Genomic DNA, 23,890 nt, shown 5'->3' with positions numbered 1-23,890 from the left:
ATTAAGATCTTGGTTGCGCTGAAGCGCTTTTTTTATATGTGTAGGTTTTCTCCAACTAATCCTATGAATGCTCCTTGTTCACCTAAGTCTGTATCTTTATGACCAATTAACCATTTATTTTTAGCAAAGAGTAATGCATCTTCACCTTTTGCTTCTGGCTTATTTTCTAACGCTGAATTTGTGTCTTTTGGTAAAACAACAACACATCTAAAGCCATCTTCTGAAACATTGCATGGTGCATAATGAAGCGTAGTTGCATAAACTTCTATTGCAGTTCCCTTTGGAACTTTAAAAGCTTCAATTTTAGACGTATCAAATGAGTAATCGTCTTCAATATCCTGCTGTGATCCTAATAGAAGAATAAGATCAGTTGCTGCAATGTTTATTTCAGATGATCTATGGTATTCAACAGCATTTAGCAAATAATTATTTCCATTACAATATCCTATTTGAATAGGTAATTCACCATATTCTCTAGCTTGAAGTTCTTTAGCTATTTCCAATGCTTCAAGTTCTTTTATTGATGGTTCATATATTACATCTTTAGGTAATGGTGTATCATTCATCTTTTCAATTATTTCTGAGCAATCATAATTTTTTAATACTTGCCCATATTTTTTGAACTCCTTGTCCATAACACTTTTAATAGTCAAATTTATCGTCCTCTCCATATTTATTAATAACCTATAAATATATTTCAAGCTACTTTCTAATTTTATTTAATTTTTCTAATTTATTTAACACACACTATATACATATCTTTTTTAACATATAGATATCCAATTTAATAATCAAACTTATAAATGCATTATTGAAAAATTATAATCGTAACACTACACTAGAAATCATATACATTTTTCTGGAAGCAGGCATGTGAAATTGAGCTGATGATGGTTATTAGTGGAAGGTTGTTTCATTTTCTGCTTGTCATAAATTTACTTTAGGAACATGCAGAAATGGGTGCAACCTTCCACTTAGAACCTTCCAGCGAAAATTTCACTAGTCCTGTGGAAGATAAATGTATCTGATTTCGGTAATTGTTTCAGAAGTCTAATTCTCGCTTTGGATATCTATAAAACAAATTAGTAATTCACTTTAATATATTTATAGATTAGTTGTGGGCTTTTTATTTGTTAATTATCCCCATCGCTTTATTAACAACATTTTCTACAGTAAATCCAAACATTTTAAATAATGCATCTGCATTTCCTGATGCTCCAAAAGTATCTAAAGATACAACGTCACCATCAAGACCTACATATTTGTGCCATCCAAAGGATGTTAAAGCTTCAACAGCCAGTCTAGCTCTTACGCTCTTTGGCATTACTGATTCTTTATAAGCTTCATCTTGAGCATCGAATAGCTCAAAACTTGGCATACTTATTACTCTTGCATCAATTCCTTTTGCTGATAACTCATCTGCTGCTTTAAAGATTAATTCTACTTCTGAACCTGATGCCATTAGTAGTACATCTGGAGTTTCTTTCTTTGAATCTTTAAGGATATATCCACCCTTTAATGCTCTCTTAGGACATCCATCATATAGTGGTAACTTTTGTCTTGTTAATACTAATGAAGTTGGTGTAGTTCCATTTGTTACAGCATAATACCAAGCTGCTGCTGTTTCTTTTGAGTCTGCTGGTCTAAACACTGTCATATTTGGTATACTTCTAAGTGCTGCTAAATGTTCTATTGGTTCATGAGTTGGACCATCTTCCCCTACTCCAATACTATCATGAGTTAATACATAAGTTACTGGAAGCTTCATAAGAGCTGATAATCTCATTGCTCCCTTCATGTAATCACTGAATACAAAGAAGGTTGCACAGAATACCTTAAGTCCTCCATGAGCATACATACCGTTAGCTATAGCTGCCATAGCATGTTCTCTAACTCCAAAGTGAAGGTTAGAGCCACTTCTATCTTCTGCTGAGAAATCTCCTCTATCATTCATATGAGTCTTGTTAGATGGTGCTAAATCTGCTGATCCTCCAATAAAGTTTGGAATAAGCTTAGCTAGTCTGTTTATCATTATTCCTGAAGATTCCCTTGTAGCCATTTCTTTATCAAAGCTCCAAAGTTCTTCATTGTTTAATAATGCATCTTTATAAATTTCTCCACTCATCCACTTAGTATATTCTGCTGCTAATTCTGGATAAGCTGCTGAATAAGCTTTAAATAATTCATTCCAAGCTGTCTCAGTCTTTTCACCTTTTGCTATATGTTCGTTCATATTTGTGTAAACTTCATCCGGAACATAAAATGCAGGTTCAGCCTTCCAGCCTAAGTTTTCCTTCATAGCTTTTACATTGTCTGCTCCTAAAGGTTCTCCATGAGCTGAAGCTTTTCCTTGTTTTGCTGGGCAACCAAATCCAATTTGATTTTTAACTATTATCATTGATGGCTTTTTAGTTTCTGCTTTAGCTTCTGCTATTGCTTTTTCGATTGCATCTATATCATTTCCATCTGTAACCTTTAATACTTGCCAGCCATAAGCCTCATATCTCTTTGCGGTGTCTTCTCTAAATGCTATATCTGTATTTCCTTCTATTGAAATATTGTTTGAATCATATAATATGATTAATTTTCCAAGCTCTAAAGTTCCAGCAAGAGATGATGCTTCTCCTGAAATTCCTTCCATAAGACATCCATCACCAACTATAGCATATGTATGGTGATCAACTATGCTATACTCTGGCTTATTAAACTTTTCTGCTAAATGCGCTTCTGCTATTGCCATACCTACTGCATTACAAATACCTTGTCCAAGTGGCCCTGTTGTTATTTCAACACCTTTAGTATGACCATATTCAGGATGTCCTGGTGTTAAACTTCCTACTTGTCTGAAGTTCTTTAAATCTTCAACGGTTAATCCATATCCAAATAAATGTAGTAATGAATATTCAAGCATTGAACCATGTCCTGCTGATAATACAAACCTATCTCTATTATCCCATTCAGGATTTTTTCCATTATGATTCATTTTTGTCCATAATGTAAATGCCATTGTTGCTGAACCAAGTGGTAATCCCGGATGTCCAGATTTTGATTTTTCTATAGCATCTGCTGATAATACTCTTATTGAATTAATAGATAACTTATCTAATTCTCTACTCATTTTTTACCTCACTTTTATAATAAATATATTTCAATTATGCTGTAAACTGTAAATTGTTAACTGTTAACTGGAAACGCTGCTGCCCAGTCTGCTTTAAATTTTTCTAATCCTTGATCTGTTAATGGATGTTTTAGCATTTGCATTACTAAATTAAATGGTATTGTTGCTATATTAGCTCCAGCCTTAGCTGCTTCAATTACATGAATTGGATTTCTTACACTTGCTGCTATTATTTCTGTTTCTATTCCATGTACTGCAAATATTTCTGCTATATCTCTTACTAAATCCATTCCTATCATTGATATATCATCTACTCTTCCTAAAAATGGACTTACATAAGTTGCTCCTGCATTTGCTGCAAGTAGTGCTTGTGTTGCTGAGAATATTAAAGTTACATTTGTCTTTATTCCTTCACTAGATAATACCTTTGTTGCTTTTAAGCCTTCAGCTGTCATTGGAATTTTTACTATCATATTTTTATGAATTGCTGCAATTTCTCTTCCTTCTTTTATCATTCCTGCTGCATCTTCACTTATTACTTCTCCACTTATTGGTCCATCAACTATTTCTGTTATTTCTTTAATTACTTCATTGAAGTCTCTGCCTTCTTTTGCTACTAGTGATGGATTTGTTGTTACTCCACAGATTACTCCCATTTCATTTGCTTCTTTAATGTGGTCTACATTTGCTGTGTCTAAAAAAAACTTCATTTTACTCAACCTTTCCTTTTAGTTTACAGTTTTCAATTTACAGGTTACAGTTATGTTGGAAATCCCATACGGGGTCTCTTTAATAGTTGTTACTTGTATTATCAACTGTTACTATTGTTTTTTATTTTTGACTATTGGTAATATTTAAGTAAATACATTTAGTACATTACTTTCAAAATGTAATTTTAAAAACAGGTTTTTAAAATTAGTTTAATAAGTTTTTAATTTAAAAGAGTAGTAAAAACTACTCATTATTTAATTTCTAAAAATTCTTCTATAGGCATCATTGCTGCACCTAATAAATAAGCTTCTTTGTAACTTGCTACACTTATAGTGCAATTATTTTCATCTGTAAATAAATTATCCTTATATATATTCTTTTTCAAAATATCTATTTTATCATTTAACAAATTATTTATATCCCCACCTATTATTACAGTATTAGGATCTAATAACATAATTAAATTGGATATTCCCATTCCTAATATTTTCAAGTATTTATCTAAAACTTTTTTTGTTGCTTCTTCACCTTTAAGATACAATTCTTCAAACTCTTCTACGTCTGATATTGCCTCTAACGAAACTTCATTATAACCATCTACTAAAGAATTCATAGATGTGTATGCTTCTAAACATCCTCTAGCTCCGCATTTGCATTTTTTGCCATTTAGAGCTACTTTTATATGACCAAATTCTCCTGATGAATCATTATCACCTCTATATATTTTGCCATCTATAATTATTCCAAGACCTAATCCATCAGTTATAGATACATATAATAAGTTTTTTAAAATATTCTTCCTATTTAAAAATTCATAATATGCTGATAAATTAGCTTCATTGTCCACATAAATAGGTACATTTAAATGTTCAAATTTCTCCTTCAAATTAAAATCTTTAATCCCAAGCAAATATGAATATTTTATTATTCCATTTTCAAAATCTACAGTTCCAGGTAATGAAATACCTATTCCTAATATTTTTTCAGAATCTAAATTATGCTTTTCCATAAGTAAAGCTATATTTTCATTGATTATTCCAATTAAATTTTCTATCCCATTATTTTTATGTCTTATCTTTAATTTTTCAATAATTTCTTTTTTTAAATTTACCAAAGCTATTTTAATATTATTAGGTGTTAATGCAATTCCAATTGAAAATTTACAATTCTCACTTAACTTTACAGCAATAGCTTTTCTACCACCAGTAGATTCTAAATGCCTTACATCTTCTACTATACCTTCATTTTTCAATTCAGTAATATTAGTAGATACCGTGGTTATACTTATATCTAAAATTCTTGAAATATCTAATTTAGTAATTTCATTTTTTTCTAACAATAATGTTATAATTTTTTTTCTATTCGTTTCTTTTATTTTACTGTGATTTACTTCTATCAAATTTTACAATACTCCTCTCATCTATCATATAAGGCACATGAAAATAAGTAACAACTCAAACGTCACCCTGGATATTCTAGTTAATCCATTAGGCCATTTTCTGATTGAGCTTAAATAAAAGCCAATAAATGAACTTATTATTTTTTCGAATGCGCCTCAATGACAGTAGCTTTCTTAAATAATATCATTATTATTGTAATGATAAAAGTATTTATATTTTAATATCAACATCTAAAGATATCCAAAGCGAAAATTAGACTTATGCAACAATTACCGAAATCTTATACATTTTGTCTTCCACAGGACTAGTGAAATTTTCGCTAGAAGGTTCTAAATGGCGGCTTGTCGTCATTTCAGCGTGTTACAGATGTAAAATCTGTACAAGCTAAAATGAAACAAGCCCTCATTAATAACCTTCAGCAGCTCAATTTCACATGCCTGCTTCCAGAAAAATGTATCTGATTTCTAGTGTAGTGTTACGATAATAATTTCTCAATAATACATATATATTACATTTATAATTTGGATATCTATAAATTAGATATTGAATCAAATGTGCCTTAATGCTTTTTAAATATCTTTAATTCTTGGATAAGCTGAATTATATACTTCATAAACCTTAGTGTATACTTCTTTTAAATCTGCATTTGGTTCTACCTTCAAGTTTCCTTTTACTATCTTACTGCAGGCATCTTCTACTGAATCATATATTCCAGCACCAACTCCTGCAAGTATTGCTACTCCAAGAGCTCCACCTTCTGAAGCTTTTACTGTAGTTAATGCATAACCAAAAATATCAGCTAATATTTGTCTCCATACACTGCTTTCTGCACCACCACCACTTACTCTTATTTCTTCAATATTTACCTTCATATCCTCAATAAGATCAAGACAATTCTTTAAACTAAAACTAACTCCTTCTAAGATACTACGAACAAAATCATCATGATTGTTTATTAAGGAAACTCCTAAAAATGCACCTTTAACATTTGGATCAATATGGGGTGTTCTCTCTCCCATTAAATATGGTAAATAAACAATTCCATTTGAACCTGGTTTTGATTTTGCCGCCTTTTCTGTTAATAAATCATATATATCAACTCCAGCTTTTTCACTTTCTTCTACTTCTTTAGCACAGAAAGTTCTTTTAAACCAGTTTAAGGATAGGCCTGCTCCTTGAGTTACTCCCATTACATGCCATTTTCCTGGTACTGCATGACATAAAGTATGAACTCTTCCTTCCTTATCAAATCTTGGTGTATCTGTTGCTGCAAATACTACTCCTGAAGTACCTATAGTAGTTGATATTATTCCTTCACTTACTATTCCATTTCCTATAGCTCCTGCTGCTTGGTCACCTGCACCACCAACTACTGGAGTATCCACTGCTAAGTTAGTTAACTTAGCTACTTCTTCTGTAACTTTTCCACTAACCACTACTGATTCATAAACGTCTGCTAAAATATTCTTATCAATATTTAAATCTTTAAGCAGTTCATCACTCCAATTTCTAGTATTGATATCTAACATCTGCATTCCACTGGCATCAGAAACTTCTGTTGCAAAAACATTTGTTAATTTAAGTCTAATATAATCCTTTGGTAAAAGAATTTTATATATCTTTTCATAATTTTCAGGTTCATTATTTCTAACCCATAATAATTTTGAAAGGGTAAATCCAGTTAAGGCAGGATTTCCTGTTATTTTAATCAATCTTTCTTTACCTATAACTTCTGTCATGTAATCGCACTCTTTTTCTGTTCTTTGATCACACCAAATTATAGAATTTCTTATTACCTTGTGAGCCTTATCTACAAGGACAAGTCCATGCATTTGGCCACTTAAGCCAATACCTTTAATATCAGAGGCTTGTACACCACTTTTTTCAATAACTGCCTTTATTCCTTTAACACAAGCTTCCCACCAGTCATCTGGATTTTGCTCTGCCCAGCCTACTTGTGGCTGAAATAAATCATAACCAAAGGTAGCTGTCTTTATTGTATTTCCTGCTTCATCAAATAAAGCTGTTTTAGTCCCGGATGTACCAATATCTAAGCCAAGTAAATATCTCATAGAAAATCTCTCCTAATTTATAAATAATTTATTTAGTATTTCTTCCAATTATCAATATTCAATTGTCAATTACCAATTAATGTGGAAATCCGTTCAGGATTTCTTGAATTGAGATGTGTAAGATTACTTAGAACTTATAAATAAGTTCTAAGTAATAATTTTCAAATATTAATTCTCAATTAATCAAGAGATCCTTACAGATTTTCTTAAATCAAAATTTACAACTTTTAATTGTATTAATCTTCAAATATATATTGATTAACTATAGCTTCTAGTAATTCTTGTCTTCCTGATTTATTAGTAATTTCATTGTTTTTCAATGCATATGCTTCTAATTCTTTAAGACCAACTTTACCTTCAACTATTTCCTTACCAATTCCTTCGCTAAAGCTTGCATATTTATTCTTTATGAAGTTCTCTAATTCGCCATTTTCTAATAGCTTGTGAGCTACTTTTAAGCCTTTAGCAAAAGTATCCATTCCAGCTATATAAGCTAAAAATAAATCTTCTTTTTCAAAGGATGCTCTTCTAACTTTTGCATCAAAGTTAACTCCACCTGGAGCAAGTCCACCATTTTTAAGTATTTCATACATAGCTAAAGTTGCATCATATATGTTTGTAGGGAATTGATCTGTATCCCATCCAAGCATCGGATCTCCTTGATTAGCATCTATACTTCCTAAGAAATTATTAATTCTTGCAAAATTAAGTTCATGTTGGAAAGTATGTTGTGCTAAAGTAGCATGGTTTGCTTCTATATTAACTTTAAAATATTTGTCAAGATTATACTTTTTAAGGAAACCTAAAACTGTTGCAGTGTCAAAGTCATATTGGTGTTTTGTTGGTTCCTTTGGTTTTGGTTCTATTAAGAATTGACCTGTAAAGCCTATTTCTTTAGCATAATCAACTGCCATTTGAAGTAATCTAGCAAAGTTATCTAATTCTAAGCCCATATCAGTATTTAATAATGTTTCATAACCTTCACGTCCGCCCCAGAAAACATAATTTTCTCCGCCTAATTCTTTTGTTACTTCAAGAGCTTTCTTAATTTGTGCTGCTGCATAAGCAAATACATCCGCATTACAGCTAGTTCCTGCACCATGAACATATCTTGGGTTTGTGAAGCAATTTGCTGTTCCCCATAAAAGTTTTTTATTGTATTTCTTCATTAACTCTTTACAATATGCGACTATTTCATCTAAATTTTCATTAGTTTCTTGTAGAGTTTTTCCTTCTGGAGCAATATCTCTATCATGGAAACAAAAATATTCTATATTCAATTTATCCATCAACTCGAAGGCTGCTTCCATTCTGGCTTTAGCTAAATCCATTTCATTTGTTATATCATCCCATGGACGAAGCATAGTTCCAGCTCCAAATGGATCCGCTCCATTAGCAGTTAATGTGTGCCAATAAGATAAGGAGAATCTTAGATGTTCCTTCATTGTCTTGCCGCCAATTACTTCATCTGGATTATAATATTTAAATGAATAAGGGTTTTTAGAACCAGGTCCTTCGTAATTTATTTTTGAAACATTTCCAAAATATTCTTTCATTGTAATAGCCTCCTCATTTTATAATTTATAATTAAAAATATTTTTAAATAACTTTTTAAATGTATTTTAATAAGTTTATTTTACTTCCATTTTTGTCTTAAGTCAATATATTTAAGTAAACTTTTTCATAATAAATTTATTTTAAATTTTTGAACCATTTTATTAAGTTCATATGAAAGCTCTAATTGATCTTCAGATGATTTTGCAACATCTGCTATAGCTATTGTGATTTCATTAATATTATTAGATATTTCCTCAGTACTAATTTTTGATTCTTGAGCAACTCCAAATAAATTTTCTATTGAACTTCTTACTTGCATCACTACATCATCAATTTGTTTTGATGACTCAGCAAAATTTCCTATTAGGCTATGCATAAATTCAGCATCCTTCTCATATTTAAGTCCTATATTCATAAGCAGTTCATAAGTAGGTTTAACATCTGCTGACATAAACTCAAGTACATCTTGTCCACTTTTGGACAGACTTTTAAAAGCAGCTTGAACTTGTAAAACCATATCATGAATTTTAGCAACTGCTTTTGAGGATTGTTCTGCTAATTTTTTAACTTCTTCTGCCACCACTGCAAACCCTTTACCTTGATCACCTGCTCTTGCAGCCTCTATTGCTGCGTTCAATGCAAGTAAATTAGTTTGCTCTGCTATCTCTCCAATAGAAATAGTCATCATTTTAACTTCTTCAACTATTTTTGAATCTTCTATAGCTTTCATAATGCTTATACGATTTTCATTATAAATAACATTGCTTTTTTCAATATTATTTAATGCTTTTTCTTTTATATCAATAGCACTCTTATGTATTTCTTTTATAGATATTTCTGCTTCGTTTGCATTTTGTGCAAGTATATTTGTAGTAACACTTATTTCTTTCGTTGAAGCTGTTACTTCTTTAGCGGTAGTACTTAATTCTTGTGTTCCATTAGATATTTGTTCAACTGATTTATTAACATTTCCCATTTTAAGTGAGATTTCTTCTGTTGTTGCAGATAATTCCTCAGTAGCTGAATTTATATCTTTAGCTCTGTTAATTACTTTAACAATCAATTTTTTTATACTTTCATTAGCATTATTTAAGCCTTTTGAAAGTTTTCCTATTTCATCTCTTGAATTAATTTGTATTCCTTTGGTTAAATCCCCACCTTCAAGTGCTTCAGCAAATGCTAATACTTTATTAACTTGCCTTGAAAGAGATATTGATATTAATGATCCTAAAGAAACTGCACTTATAAAGCCCAATATCACTATACAAATTGCAAGATAGAATGATACTGTGTAAGTTGAATTGTTTGCTTCATTAAAGCTATCTGCTTCCAGATTATTTTTTTCTATTAAATCACTCAAATTTGTATATATCTTTTTCCTAGCTTCAGTAACACCAACTATACTAGCTTCTGCATCCTTATAGTTATTTTCATTAACATAATTAATTACTTTATTACATGCTGTTAAATAAACACTTACATTTTCCTTCAATTCTGAAAATGTTGCTTCGTCTGCCTTTGAAAGTAATGAACTTTCATATTTATCAATTTGGATATAGTTTTCATTAATAAATGAATATATCTCCTTTTCTAAAACATCTTTTTTTTCATATTTGTCTTGATACACAATCTCTAATAAGCCAGCTCTAATATCTGTAAAATTTTGCTTGATTGTTGTTAAATATTTTATTTTTTCTAAATTATAATCATGCATAGTAACAGCATTAGAATTGATCTTATTCATATTATATATTCCAATGTATCCAACAACACCCATTAAAATTGCAATTACCATAAAAGCTGATATTAATTTTTGTGATATCTTTAAATGCCTAAACCAGCACATAAGTACATCTCCTTATTTTTTAGCTTATAATCAAATAAACTCCACTAATTTTCTAAATTATAGATATCCAAATTAATACTCAAACTTATAAATGGAATGCGTATACGCTCTTGAGAAATTAAAATTACTAAACTACACTAGAAATATGATACATTTTTTCTGGAGCAGGCTTGGAATCAGTTATGAGTTATGAGTTACATATTAAATCTCTTTAAAGATTTAGAAAATGTATAATTTAAGAAAAACTATTAGCTTTTCTTCCTCAACTGATAACTGTTAATTGTTAACTGATTTAAGTGCTGCGGAAGATAAATGTAATATTCATGCATCATTAAGAAATTATAATTGTAACACTACACTAGAAATCAGATACATTTTTCTGGAGCAGGCATGTGAAATTGAGCTGATGAAGGTTATTAATGGGGACTTGTTTCATTTCAGCTTGTCCAAAAGTGAATGTCCAAATTTTATATTTGGAAACATGAACTTTCTCCTTGGGGATTTTACATCTGGAACACGCTGAAATGATGGCAAGCCCACACTTAGAACCTTCCAGCGAAAATTTCACTAGTCCTGTGGAAGATAAATGTATTGGATTTCGGTAAGTAACCACATAAGTCTAATTCTTGCTTTGGATATCTATAAAATTGATTTATTATCTATAAAAATTAATGATTAATATAATTTCAACCTAAATTATTTTTTATTTTTAGATGATATATCCATCCATACTGCAATTAGTAATATGAAACCTTTAACAATATATTGCCAGAAGGTTGGTGTATTCATCATACTCATACCATTATCTATACTTGCCATTACAAGAGCTCCTACTAATGCTCCTACAACTGTACCACTACCACCAGCTAAACTTGCACCTCCAATAACACATGATGCTATAGCATCCATTTCTGCATTTTGTCCTGCTGATACTGAACCTGCATTTAATCTTGTTGTAAGTAATATACCTGCAACTGCACAAAGTAAGCCTAATACTGAATAAACAACTATGATATGTTTTTTAACATTTATACCTGATAGTCTTGCGGCATCTCTATTACCACCAATTCCATATACTCTTCTACCAAAGATAGTTTTTGTTCCTACAAACCCTAGTATTAATGCTAGAACTAACATTATAAAGGCTGGTATTGGAAAGCCTTGATAATCATTAAGAATTAATACTAATCCTAAAGATACCACTCCAATTCCCACAATAGTTGCAATATCAACTCCCATTGGTTTAACTTCGATATTATATTTAAGTTTATTTTTTCTATTATTTAATATTAAATATGCTGCACCTGCTACTGCTAATACAACTAATATATATCCAAAAGCTGTTGGAAGATAAGCTTGCCCTATTGCTTTAAAGTCTGGAGTTAATGGTGCTACAGTGTTACCACCAGTAATACCTATTAATATACCTCTAAAAACAAGCATACTTGCCAAGGTAACTATAAAGGATGGTACATTTCTAAATGCTATCCAATATCCATTCCATGCTCCCATAATTACACCAAGTATCAAAGTTATAACTACTGTTGGAATAGCTGAAAAACCTAACCAAACATTTAAAATTGCTGCAATACCACCTAACAGCCCAAGAGTTGACCCAGCTGAAAGATCTATTTCACCCAAAATTATTACAAAGACCATTCCTATGGCAAGAACTCCTGTAATAGACATTTGTCTAAATAAGTTTGATAAATTTCTAGTTGTTAAGAAGTTTCCATCTGTTAAAAACGTAAATAACACCCATATTGCTGCTGTTGCTATTAATATTGTTGTCATCTTAGACTTAAATATAGTATTTAATCCAAATTTATTTCCTTTTTCTGACTCTACACTCATACTTTTATTTTTACTTATTTGCATTTTATACCCCTCCTATAGAAGATACAATTTCTTCGTTATGATTTTCATCTACATTTTCACTTTTCTTTCCTACTGAATATTTCATAATCATTTCTTGAGTTAAACCATCATTATCAAGACTAGCCTTTATTTCACCTTCATTCATTACCAAAACTCTATCACTAATTCCAAGTACTTCTGGTAATTCTGACGAAACCATTATTATTGATATTCCTTGTTTAGCTAATTTAAAAATCAATTTATAAATTTCATATTTAGCTCCAACGTCAATTCCTCTAGTAGGTTCATCAAGTATTAATATTTGTGGTTCAGCTAAAAGGTTTTTTGCAAGTATTACTTTTTGCTGATTTCCTCCACTTAAATTTTTTATAGCAAGTTCAGTGGTTGCAGTCTTAATTTTTATATCCTCAATAAGTTTTAAAACATCCATCATTTCTTTATCATTATCTATTACGTTAAGTCCCTTTTTATATTTTAAAAGGTTACTCATTGTCATATTTTTAGCGACACTCATACCTGCAATTATTCCATCTTTTTTTCTATCTTCTGGAACCATTGCTATACCTTTACTCAAGGCTTCACTTGGATTTTTTATATTAACTTTTTTACCTTCAAGATATATTTCACCATTATTTACACCTTGAAAACTTCCATAGATGCTTGCTACCATTTCCGTTCTACCTGAACCAACCAAACCTGAAATCCCAAGTATTTCTCCACGCCTTAATGTAAAATTTGCATCTTTTACCCTTTTAATACTCTTGTTGAAAGGATCAAAAACATTTAAATTTTTTACCTCAAAAAATTCTTCACCAATTTCATGGTCTTCTCTTGGAAATAAGTTTTTCATTTCCCTTCCAACCATCATTTGAACTAATTTATCTTGATCTATCTCTTTAATAGGAACTTGTCCTATTGTTGACCCATCTCTAATTACAGTAACATTATCACAAATTCTTGTAACTTCATTAAGTTTATGTGAAATATATATACATGTAACGCCATCTTTTCTTAAATCATCTAATATTCCCATTAGAACTTCTACTTCACCTTCACTTAAAGATGCTGAAGGTTCATCAAGAATCAATAATTTTGCATTTTTAGATAAAGCTTTTGCAATTTCAACTAATTGCTGATGTCCAATACCTAGATCCCCTGCTCTTGTTAGAGGACTAACATTTAATTTAACTCTATTCAATAATTCATTGGTCTTATTTAATTGTTCACTAAAGTTTACTAGGCCATGTTCACCAATTTCATTTCCCAAAAAAATATTTTCTGCTATGGATAATTGCTTAATAAGTGCTAATTCTTGGTGAATTATTGCTATACCAACTCTCTCTGAATCTTTTATTCCTGTTTGATTTAATTCATTACCTTCAAAGATTATTTGTCCTGAATAAGATCCTGTTGGATGCTCTCCGCTTAAAACTTTCATAAGGGTAGACTTTCCAGCACCATTTTCACCACAAAGTGCATGAATTTCACCTTTTTTAACTTTTAGATTAACTCCATCTAATGCTTTAACTCCAAAGAATTCTTTGACTATATCCTTCATTTCTAAAATATACTCACTCATGAAATGCCTGTCTCCTCTCTAATACTGAGGTTTGAAGTAACCTTCAAACCTCAAGATACTATTTATTTACTTGGTCTTTTATCTGCTGGAACATTCTTATATACATCTTCAAACTTTTGGAAGCCATCTTTTACAACTGTAGCCATCATATTGTCAGCTGTAACTGCTATTGGAGTAAGTAATACTGAAGGTACATCCTTCTTACCATTATTAGTTACTGTTCCATTTGTTTGAATATCTTCACCTTTAGCCATCTTTACTGCCATTTCAGCGGCTTTTGCAGCAATATCCTTTATAGGTTTATATACTGTCATTGTTTGAGTTCCCTCAACAACTCTTTGGCATCCAGCTAAATCAGCATCTTGTCCTGAAATAGAAACTTTTCCTGCTAAACCTTGTGCTTGTAAAGCTTGAACAGCTCCACCTGCAGTACTATCATTTGAAGCTACTACTGCATCTATTTTATTGTTATTTGCAGTTAAAGCATTTTCCATAATCTTCAAAGCCTCTTCTGCTGACCAGTCTTTTGCCCATTGGTCTCCAACTATTTTTATATCACCCTTATCAACTAAAGGTTTTACTATATTCATTTGTCCTTGTCTAAATAACTTTGCATTATTATCAGTTGGAGATCCACCCATCATAAAGTAATTTCCTTTTGGAGTTTTATCTACTATTGCTTTTCCTTGTAATTCCCCAACTTTTACATTATCAAAAGATACATAATAATCTAAATCACTGTTTGTTATTAGTCTGTCATAAGCTAAAACTTTTATTTTATTTTGATGTGCTTCATCAACTATTGGTGCAATTGATTCACCATTATGTGGTATGATTACTAAAACGTCTACACCTTGAGATATAAGATTTTCTGCTTGAGACATTTGAGTTGGATCATCTCCATTAGCAGATTGGAAAACAACATCAGCTCCTAATTTTTTTGCTTCTGCTTCAAAAATTTCTTTATCATGCTGCCATCTTTCAAGTCTTAAGTCATCCATACTTACACCAATTTTTATTTTCTTATTTCCATTGCTTGCAGCTTGACCATCTTTTTTTGCTCCACATCCTGTTAGGGCTGAAAATATTAATACCCCACTTAATGCTAAGCCTAATACTTTAATCATTTTTTTAGATTTCATGTTATTTCTCCCCTTTTTTTATAATTAAGTTCTTTTACAATGCTAATTATATAGTTTTAAGTAAACGTTTCAAATAGACTAATTGGCTGAGTTATAATTTTATATTGCTGTATTTATATAGCAAATTTTTACTAGAAAAACACTTGGATTAATTCATTATTAACTATACTTCCTTTATATAATTTCTGTGATCTGCATTTGCTGTGTCTCTACAATAAAGTCAGGACACTTGCTTAGCAGGTGATTTTCTGAACACTAAAGCACAAAAAAAATCCAAATTAACTCTTTAAAATAAGAATTAACTTGAATTATTTAATGATTATAGTAATATATTGCTCTTTAAATACCGATATTTTTTATACTAATTACTTATAACTTATTTTTCAAAAGTCTTCCCATCATTTATCTGTATAAAATCACTTAATACATCTGCAACTTTGTCTATTTGATTATAATCTAAAGTGTCTGGATTATCACTTGGATTATGGATACATGGTTGTAAATTATCCTGGCCTATATAGATATTAGGGATTCCCTTTTTTTCAAAACTTTTTTGATCACTTGTATCATTTTTCAATTTGACTTCTGAAAAATCCATCCCATTACTTTTAAAGGTAACTTTCATTGCTTCTGTTAACTTGCTGGATAAATTACTACTGTTATTTAAAGATATTTTTCCCGCATTTTTTCCACCAACACAGTCTATATTTATATCATATAAACTTGAATACTTGTCTTTTACTTCTTTAACAAAGGCTTTGCTTCCTTGTTGCGCTTCTTCTTCACCATTAAAAAACGCAATGATCACATCTTGGCTAAAAGTTTTATTTTGTGACCTCTTCTTTAAGTTATCAGTTATTCTCACTAATGTAGCTACACCAGAGGCATTATCTAGTGCTCCTCTAATTATCTTCCCATCTTGATATCCAATATGGTCAAAATGTGCTGAAATAACTAGTGCCTTTGTACTATCCATACCTTTAATAATTCCTACCAAATTATGAATTTCTTTTGTTTCTGGTTTATCATTATCATTAATTAACCCATATTTTTTATAAACTTCTTGGGTATATAGTTCATAATATTCTCCTGCAAATAATGATTCCAGTTTTAAATCTTTTAGTATCCCTATAATATAATTTTCAGCTTTTTTGTTGCCCTCCGAACCAACTAAACGCCCTCCGAAGTCATCTGAACATAGGGTGTATATAATTTCTTTTGTATCTGGTATATGTGTACTCTTTTCTTCTTCAACTACTTCTTTAGATAAACTATCTTCTTTTCTCTCCGATGCATGAATATTTCTACTGACTGAACATCCTGTAATATTTAATACTATTAATATAGAGATAAGAATACTAAACTTGTTCTTGATAACTATCACTCTTTCTAAAATAATTAATAACTACGCTCTTTCTTCTATAGCAGCTTTAAAATTAACTGGACTTACACCTTCATATTTTTTAAATACCTTGCTAAAATAATTGGGGTCATTGTAGCCAATCTTATAACAGACCTCTTTTACATTCATTTCTCCATTTGAAAGAAGTTCCTTAGCCATATCTATTCTGCATTTATTTACATATTCCGAAAAATTAATTCCAGTTACTTCTTTAAAAGTTCTGCTAAAATAATATACACTTAAGCCAAAATTACCAGCAACTTTTTCCAGTTCTAATTCCGTCTCAATATTTTCTTTAATGAAGCCTTTTACATTTTCAAACAACTTCATTTTCATTTTATTCATGCTTTTATTTTTATTGTTTTTAATATTAGTTGATGTTTCTTCAAAAAAGCCATCATTACTTAACTTTCCATCAACATCATCAATATATATTATATTTACATTATCAGAATTGTACACCAAACACTTAGTAGCTTGTCTATATGATTCAACTATTTCCTCTACTGAATCAAATACTTTTCCAAGCCCTGCTCTTATGGATACATTAAAGCGCCTTTTTATCTCTTGTCTTAAATTAAAAGCAAGATCAATTTCTAGATTTTTAAAATCACTAGTTTTTTCATTTTCTATTTGTATAAAATATGTTAATTCTTCATAGAATACATAATTTCCTATACATTTATATCTTCTATTAACGTATTCTTTAATATACTCACCTATTTTAATTTTAATTTGATCCTTTTCATTTCTGTTAATATCTTTGTAATCATATTTATCTTTTATCGAAATAACCATTGCATAACTATTTACAAAACTCATATCTAAACATTGTAAGTACATTCTATAATCTACCCCTGCCAGCTTATCATTTATAATAAGATCACTTAATTGGTTTTCAAGAACAGGCAATAAAGTATATATTTTTTCTTTATCTTCAATTTCACTTTTTCTCTTATCTTGCTCCTTTTTAACCCATTTTATTCCTAATGAAATTTTATCTATTATTTCATCTTTTGCAAAAGGCTTCAAAAGATATTCTTTAACATTTATTTTAACCGCCTCTAATGCAAAATCAAAATAATCATAAGCTGTTAAAATTATGCTATACAAATTAGGCAGAGTAGCACTCATTTCCTTTAACGCCTGTATTCCATCTATCCCCGGCATTTTTATATCAATTATAGCTATATCAGGTCTAATTCTTTCAGATATTTCAATTGCTTCTCTTCCGTTTTTAGCTTCATATATCTCTAGTTCTTCTAAAAAATTATCTTTTATTATATGTTTAACTGTTTCTCTGTCATACCTTTCATCATCAGCAATTAATATCTTCATCATTACTCTCATCCTCCATTATAGGTATTTTCAAATAAACCCTTGTCCCTTTCCCCTCTTCACTTTCCATTTTAAACATATTATTTTTATTGTATAGGTATCTCAGTCTTTTCTCTACCATGTTTATTCCTAAACCTGTTGTATGACCAGTGTGTTTTGTGTTGTAATCATAATTATTAATCTTATCTAAAATTTCTTTTGAAATACCTACTCCATTATCTTCAATTACAATATTACATTCATCATTTTCTGCATATATAGTAATATTTATATATCCTCCTTCTTCTTTTCCTTCAATACCATGTATAAAGGCATTTTCAACTAGTGGCTGTATCGTCATACCGGGTACCTTTACTTTTCTCATATCCATATTTGCGCTTAAATTAAATTTAATTCTATCGTCAAATCTACATTCCTGTATATAAATATAATCTTCTACAATCTTAATTTCATCTTCTAATAATGCATTTGTGCTTGTACTCCTCAAAGAATATCTTAAAATATTAGAAACGGATTTTATTAATTTACTTGTAGTTGTAGCATTTTCCATCATAGCCGTAGAATTTATACAATTTAGAGTATTAAACAAAAAGTGAGGGTTTATCTGAGATTGCAGCACTTTTAAGTCAAATTCTTTTAAGGCATTCTCATATTGAAGATTTTTCATTTCCTCTTCTTTAAGCTTTTTTTCTAATAAAAGCTTTTCATTAATTGAACTTATAAGCTCTTTTATGTCTTTAACCATAGTATTAAAAGTTTCTATAAGTATGTCTAGTTCGTATATATCAGTTTTATTACCTTCATAATATTCAAACTGTCCCTTAGATACCTTATTTGAAGTTTCAACTATTCCTTTTAAGCCTCCAGATATATTCCTTATAAAAACTAAAGCATATAATACACATAAAGCTAAAATCACTATAAGATATATTGTGAGAGCAACATAAATTACATTACTATTTCTATTTAATTCTTTATAAGTTATGCTACTGGTTTCTAAAAAATTCTGCATTAAGGTTGCCGCATGGGTATCGCAATAAGATGCAATATTTTTAGCTGCTATAAAATCATCATAATAGAAAATATATCCCTCTCTATTTTCATAAGCTGTGATTGTATTATTAGATTTTTCTATATATGATTCCAGAGTATTATCTAAATCTCTTAATATATACTGATTTACATTATCAGAATTTATTTTAAGTGTATTAATTTTCTGTTTGGCAAGCGTTATTTCAATATCATAATTAGCTTTCTTATCTCTGCTGCCATTTAATATGTATTGATTAAAATCATCTAAAGAATTATCTACGTGCTGCCTAATTTCATTTGTCATAAGCATATTATTAAGCATAGTAGAATATCTAGCTTCAATCTTTTTACTCATACCTAAGGATATTATATTGCATATGCCTATAGGAATTATTAAACATATAACAAACATAATAAATTTGCTGTTTAAACTCTTAGTTTTCAAATTTATTACCTCCCTGCATATAAGCATCTACATTACTTTTATCAACGACATCTACATCTATTAAAGATTTAAAATTCTTAATATTGTTTCCTTGAATTTTATCCATGACAATGTTAACTGCTCTATACCCCATTTCATCGCTTTTTTGAACTATAGTTGCTGAAACTAAGTCATTTTTAATATTTTTCAAGGTCTCTTCTAAATCATCGAAACATATAATTTTTACCCTGTCTTTATAATTTAAATCTTTTACTGCTTTAGCGGCTCCTATTCCATCAAGTGCTGAAGTGCAAAATAGAGCATCTATTTTATTATTTCTATTTAATATTTTTCTTGTTATAATTTCAGCTTCAAGCAGCATTGCATCAGAAGAATCTGTGTCAACAATTTTCAAATTAGAATTTGACGTTATATATTTTGTAAAACTTTCTACCCTTTCCTTTTGATTTTTAACATTTTTACCTCCCATTACTATAGCTACATTACCTTCTTTTCCTATTTCTTTCACCATAGCTTCCCCAGCAACTTGTCCAGCTAAATTGTTATCAGTACCAACATATGCCAGTCTATTGCTATCTTCTTCATCTGCATCTATTGTAACTACTGGTATTCCCTTTTCTATTGCACTATTAATTTTTTGTTTATATTTTCCTTCCTCCTGGACATAAGTTATTATTCCACTTACTTTTGCCGAGGTTGCCATTTCAAAAATATTTAGTCCATCCTCTGTACTTGCAGTCATAGGTCCTAAAAATTCTACCACTGCTCCCCTTTCTTTTGCAGCCCTTTCTGCTCCTGCCTTTATACTGAGCCAATAAGGATTAGTTTTAATGTGTGAAATTAAAACTATTTTAGGCTTAATTGGTTCTTGGTCTACTTTCTTTTCTTTTAACAAATAAATAAAAAATAAATTACTGCAAAAAAAAATTACAACTAATGGGATAATTATAATCTTTTTTAAATCTCTCATTATTGTCAACTCCTTTTAATATAGGCACATAGAATATTATTTTTTTAGAGTATCTGAATTGAACTCAAAGTTTAATTCAATAATGTTATTCTATATTCCTTCTATCCCATAGTCAACACTTTTTGTATAGGTTTACTTGTTAATTATTCCAAATTTATATCTTATTTTTTTATTTTAATCAAATAAATAGCATTATTCCATTGGTTTTACCGACTATATTTTATTATGATTTCTTTATTTCATAATATTTCAAACAATGCTTCAAAAAATTTTAGTAGCAATCCAAAAATCCATCTAGTTGTAAACAAAAAACTAAAAAGACATGAAGAAGGGGCAACACTTTGAATGCTGCCCCTCAAATATTTATTTTGATATGTAAAAATTAAAATACATATTTTTTCTCCAGCTTAAGCAGGTAATTAATAACTTCTTTAATTACATTAACTCTGCTGTCTTTGTAATTGTTTTAAAATATTTGTTTCCTTCTTCAACGTCGTATTTTCCTTCCCACTTAGATATAACCACTACAGCCAATGAGTTTCCTATTACATTAACAGTAGTTCTTGCCATATCAACAATACGATCAATTCCAGCGATAAATGCTACCCCTTCTACTGGTATTCCTACAGACCCTACTGTAGCTAATAAAACCACGAAAGAAGCACCTGGAACGCCTGCCATTCCCTTTGAAGTTAACATTAATACAAGCACTAAATTAATTTGTGTTGCAAGCGGTAAATGAATTCCATATATCTGCGCAATAAAAAGTGCTGCAATTGCTTGATATAGGGTTGATCCATCTAAATTAAAGGAATATCCTGTTGGTATAACAAAGGATGTGATAGCCTTTGGACAACCAAACTTCTCCATCTTCTCCATAAGCTTTGGTAAAACTGCTTCTGAACTTGCAGTTGTATAAGCTAAGATGATTTCATCTTTTAAAATCTTTATAAGTGTTATTATACTTGTCCCAGCAAATTTAGCTACTAAGCCAAGAACAACAAATACAAAGAAAAACATTGCTATATATACAGTAATAACTAATTTACCTAATGGAATTAGTGACGCTACTCCAAATTTTGAAACAGTTACACCTATTAGACCAAAAACCCCTAGTGGAGCAAGTTTCATAATCTGATTAGTTACCCAAAACATTGCATCAGCTATTCCTTGGCAAATAGAAAGAACTGGTTTTCCTTTTTCACCAATTGCAGCAACACCTAATCCAAACATAACAGAAAAGAATATTACTGGAAGCAAGTCTCCTTTAGCAAAAGAATCGAAAACATTTGTTGGAACAATATTAATAATTGTATCCGCAAAACTATGTTTAGATGCTGCATCTGCTGTACTCATATATTTATCAATACTTACTGATGACAATTCTTGAATATTTATTCCTGCTCCTGGATGCACCAAATTCGCTAAAAGCAACCCAATTACTATAGCAACTGTTGTTACTATTTCAAAATAAAGTATTGTTTTCCCACCTATTTTACCTACTTGTTTAATATCTCCTACACCTGCAACTCCAACGACAAGTGATGAAAATACAATTGGAACGACAATCATTTTAATTAATCTGATGAAAATATCTCCAAATGGTTGTAAATATGCTACAACAGCTGGATTACCATAAAAAATCGCTCCTACAGTAATACCTAATATAAGTCCAATAAGAATTTGAATTGCTAGTCCTATTTTTTTCATTTCATAGCCCCTCCCAGTAGTCAATAATTTAATAATAATGTTTTACAAAATAATAACTACTTAATAAATTTATTTGTTCATCATAATTAGACATTGGTCCAATTAGTAATTTTTAAAAGTTTTATATAAAAATCAAATTTACAGATACATTATAGCACAAATAATTATTTTACCCCTTTATTTGAAAATTCAGATTTTTGACAAATGCTATTAGGCCTTTCTTTTCAACGTATTCAATTAATATTTACATATTATTATGATAGTATTCTTATTAAAATATGCATAAAATTTATAACATATCTTTCATAATAGATAAAAAGCAGCTTTTGCAATAATACTAAAAAAGTACTATTGCAAAAACTGCTTCTATATTTATTCTCCATATTTTTTACTGTATTTCACTTGAACTTTTATTTGTGGATGCATTTTGCAAAACTGGCTTATTACAAAATAGCAACTTGGACAAGGCTCCCATTTACTTAACAGGATTAGGTCCCCCTCATCCTTCAATGTTTTTTCTTCAATTTGTTTATGTATTTCCTCTAATATCTTCTTTTCACTATCATTAACTCTGTTATATCCTATACCTAATTCTCCTAATTTATTAACCTTATTACTTTTAAAAACAGCCTCCTCTTCTTTAGGTGCAACACAATAATCAACTATATTGTTACTTCCACTTATCGCCTTAAATTCTTTATTATCATATGTTGCTAATGCTATATTTATAGAATCCTGCAAGGCCTTGCTTTGATTTATTTTAAAGGTTGTTTTTTCATTTTCATGAACCCTCATATATTTATTTATATTCTTCGTTAAACGTTGCATTCTAGGTATATTATTACTTAAATGTTGATGATATTCTATAGTACCTATTTGGGCTGGAATATATCTGTAATCTATGTCTTTAGGTATTTCTATAGATACTACTTTAATTTTTGTTTCCTCATTATATTTTTCTCTTGAGCATTCTTTTCTAGTAATAAGCATTTTTTTTAATAGCTCAATATCCTTTGCATAAAGATATTCTTTCTCTATTTCTTTTTCTAAACTATATAATTTTTCTTTTTCTTCATGATTTGCTATTTCAGATATATCACTTTTTATTTCTTCTATTCTAGTTATTATATGCTCAACATCATCCTTAACTTTCAATTCTCTTTCATACTCAACTCTAGCTATACTAAGCTTTTCTATTTTTCTTATCTTCTCGCATAACTTATTATGTTCATTTTCAAATAAGCTTATTTTTTTCATATAATCTATAAAGTCCATAATATCATTTGCTCTATAAGTAACAGCTGTATCTTTAAAGGAGGCAAAAATTTTCTTTGCCACACTTCTGTCCAGTTTTAAAATATCTATAATTTTATCTATAAATTTCTCTTCCTCTAATCCATTTATGTTATATCCCTCTTTTTTTAATGCAGCTCTAAAATCACTTAAATTATTAATTCTTATTCTTTCTTTTTTAATTTTCTTTTTTAACTGAGTATTTTCTTGTGTCATTCTAACCTCTTAACTCTGTAATAAATTTAATAATGTTATTCTATATTTGTTCTATTTCATAGTCAACATTTTTTATTTGCATTAGTTTTTCTCAGACGGTTTAAGTGTATGTATTTCACATTAAAAATAGTAGCTTCTCTAAAAAGCTACTATCCTTTATATATATCCAAATGAATAATCA

Annotated in this window: 16 protein-coding genes; all 16 read right to left on the bottom strand. The window is 29.8% G+C overall.

Annotated elements, in window-relative coordinates; genetic code table 11:
- Positions 1-32: 32 nt before the first annotated feature.
- Entirely contained in the window at positions 33-653 is a 621-nt protein-coding gene (locus CSPA_RS11515) for a DUF4867 family protein (RefSeq protein ID WP_015392443.1), read from the bottom strand.
- Positions 654-1,126: 473 nt separating this feature from the next.
- Positions 1,127-3,118: a transketolase gene (gene tkt, locus CSPA_RS11510; RefSeq protein ID WP_015392442.1), complete on the bottom strand. Its 1,992-nt coding sequence runs from the start codon at positions 3,116-3,118 to the stop codon at positions 1,127-1,129.
- 56 nt (positions 3,119-3,174) lie between these two features.
- Positions 3,175-3,828, bottom strand: a complete 654-nt coding sequence (gene fsa / locus CSPA_RS11505) for a fructose-6-phosphate aldolase (protein ID WP_015392441.1) — start codon at positions 3,826-3,828, stop codon at positions 3,175-3,177.
- Positions 3,829-4,079: 251 nt separating this feature from the next.
- A complete protein-coding gene (locus CSPA_RS11500; RefSeq protein ID WP_015392440.1) occupies positions 4,080-5,228 on the bottom strand; it encodes an ROK family transcriptional regulator in 1,149 nt (382 codons plus the stop codon).
- Positions 5,229-5,798: 570 nt separating this feature from the next.
- The gene (xylB, locus tag CSPA_RS11495) at positions 5,799-7,301 is read right to left on the bottom strand and encodes a xylulokinase (RefSeq protein WP_015392439.1); all 1,503 of its coding nucleotides are present in this window, start codon (positions 7,299-7,301) and stop codon (positions 5,799-5,801) included.
- 236 nt (positions 7,302-7,537) lie between these two features.
- Positions 7,538-8,857 carry a xylose isomerase gene (gene xylA / locus CSPA_RS11490; RefSeq protein ID WP_015392438.1) on the bottom strand — a complete coding sequence of 440 codons (1,320 nt, stop codon included), beginning with the start codon at positions 8,855-8,857 and terminating at the stop codon, positions 7,538-7,540.
- 125 nt (positions 8,858-8,982) lie between these two features.
- Entirely contained in the window at positions 8,983-10,704 is a 1,722-nt protein-coding gene (locus tag CSPA_RS11485; RefSeq protein ID WP_015392437.1) for a methyl-accepting chemotaxis protein, read from the bottom strand.
- Positions 10,705-11,400: 696 nt separating this feature from the next.
- Positions 11,401-12,582: a sugar ABC transporter permease gene (locus tag CSPA_RS11480; RefSeq protein WP_015392436.1), complete on the bottom strand. Its 1,182-nt coding sequence runs from the start codon at positions 12,580-12,582 to the stop codon at positions 11,401-11,403.
- A gap of 1 nt (position 12,583) precedes the next feature.
- Positions 12,584-14,161 carry a xylose ABC transporter ATP-binding protein gene (locus tag CSPA_RS11475; protein ID WP_015392435.1) on the bottom strand — a complete coding sequence of 526 codons (1,578 nt, stop codon included), beginning with the start codon at positions 14,159-14,161 and terminating at the stop codon, positions 12,584-12,586.
- Between the two features lie 62 nt (positions 14,162-14,223).
- Positions 14,224-15,303, bottom strand: coding sequence for a D-xylose ABC transporter substrate-binding protein (gene xylF, locus CSPA_RS11470; RefSeq protein WP_015392434.1), 1,080 nt, complete (start codon positions 15,301-15,303; stop codon positions 14,224-14,226).
- A 376-nt stretch (positions 15,304-15,679) separates the two neighbouring features.
- On the bottom strand, positions 15,680-16,687 hold the full coding sequence (locus CSPA_RS11465; protein WP_015392433.1) for a M28 family metallopeptidase: 1,008 nt from the start codon (positions 16,685-16,687) through the stop codon (positions 15,680-15,682).
- A 21-nt stretch (positions 16,688-16,708) separates the two neighbouring features.
- A complete protein-coding gene (locus tag CSPA_RS11460; protein ID WP_015392432.1) occupies positions 16,709-18,046 on the bottom strand; it encodes a response regulator transcription factor in 1,338 nt (445 codons plus the stop codon).
- The gene (locus tag CSPA_RS11455) at positions 18,024-19,520 is read right to left on the bottom strand and encodes a sensor histidine kinase (protein ID WP_015392431.1); all 1,497 of its coding nucleotides are present in this window, start codon (positions 19,518-19,520) and stop codon (positions 18,024-18,026) included. Before CSPA_RS11455 ends, CSPA_RS11460 begins: the two co-directional genes overlap by 23 nt.
- Positions 19,510-20,490 carry a substrate-binding domain-containing protein gene (locus tag CSPA_RS11450; protein ID WP_015392430.1) on the bottom strand — a complete coding sequence of 327 codons (981 nt, stop codon included), beginning with the start codon at positions 20,488-20,490 and terminating at the stop codon, positions 19,510-19,512. Before CSPA_RS11450 ends, CSPA_RS11455 begins: the two co-directional genes overlap by 11 nt.
- Before the next feature lie 435 nt (positions 20,491-20,925).
- Positions 20,926-22,200: a cation:dicarboxylate symporter family transporter gene (locus CSPA_RS11445; protein WP_015392429.1), complete on the bottom strand. Its 1,275-nt coding sequence runs from the start codon at positions 22,198-22,200 to the stop codon at positions 20,926-20,928.
- Positions 22,201-22,572: 372 nt separating this feature from the next.
- On the bottom strand, positions 22,573-23,709 hold the full coding sequence (locus tag CSPA_RS11440) for a deaminase domain-containing protein (RefSeq protein WP_015392428.1): 1,137 nt from the start codon (positions 23,707-23,709) through the stop codon (positions 22,573-22,575).
- Positions 23,710-23,890 lie beyond the last annotated feature (181 nt).

Origin of the sequence: Clostridium saccharoperbutylacetonicum N1-4(HMT), from assembly GCF_000340885.1 — a bacterium.
Classification (GTDB): Bacteria; Bacillota; Clostridia; order Clostridiales; family Clostridiaceae; genus Clostridium; species Clostridium saccharoperbutylacetonicum.
This window is presented reverse-complemented; position numbering and strand designations above follow the sequence as displayed.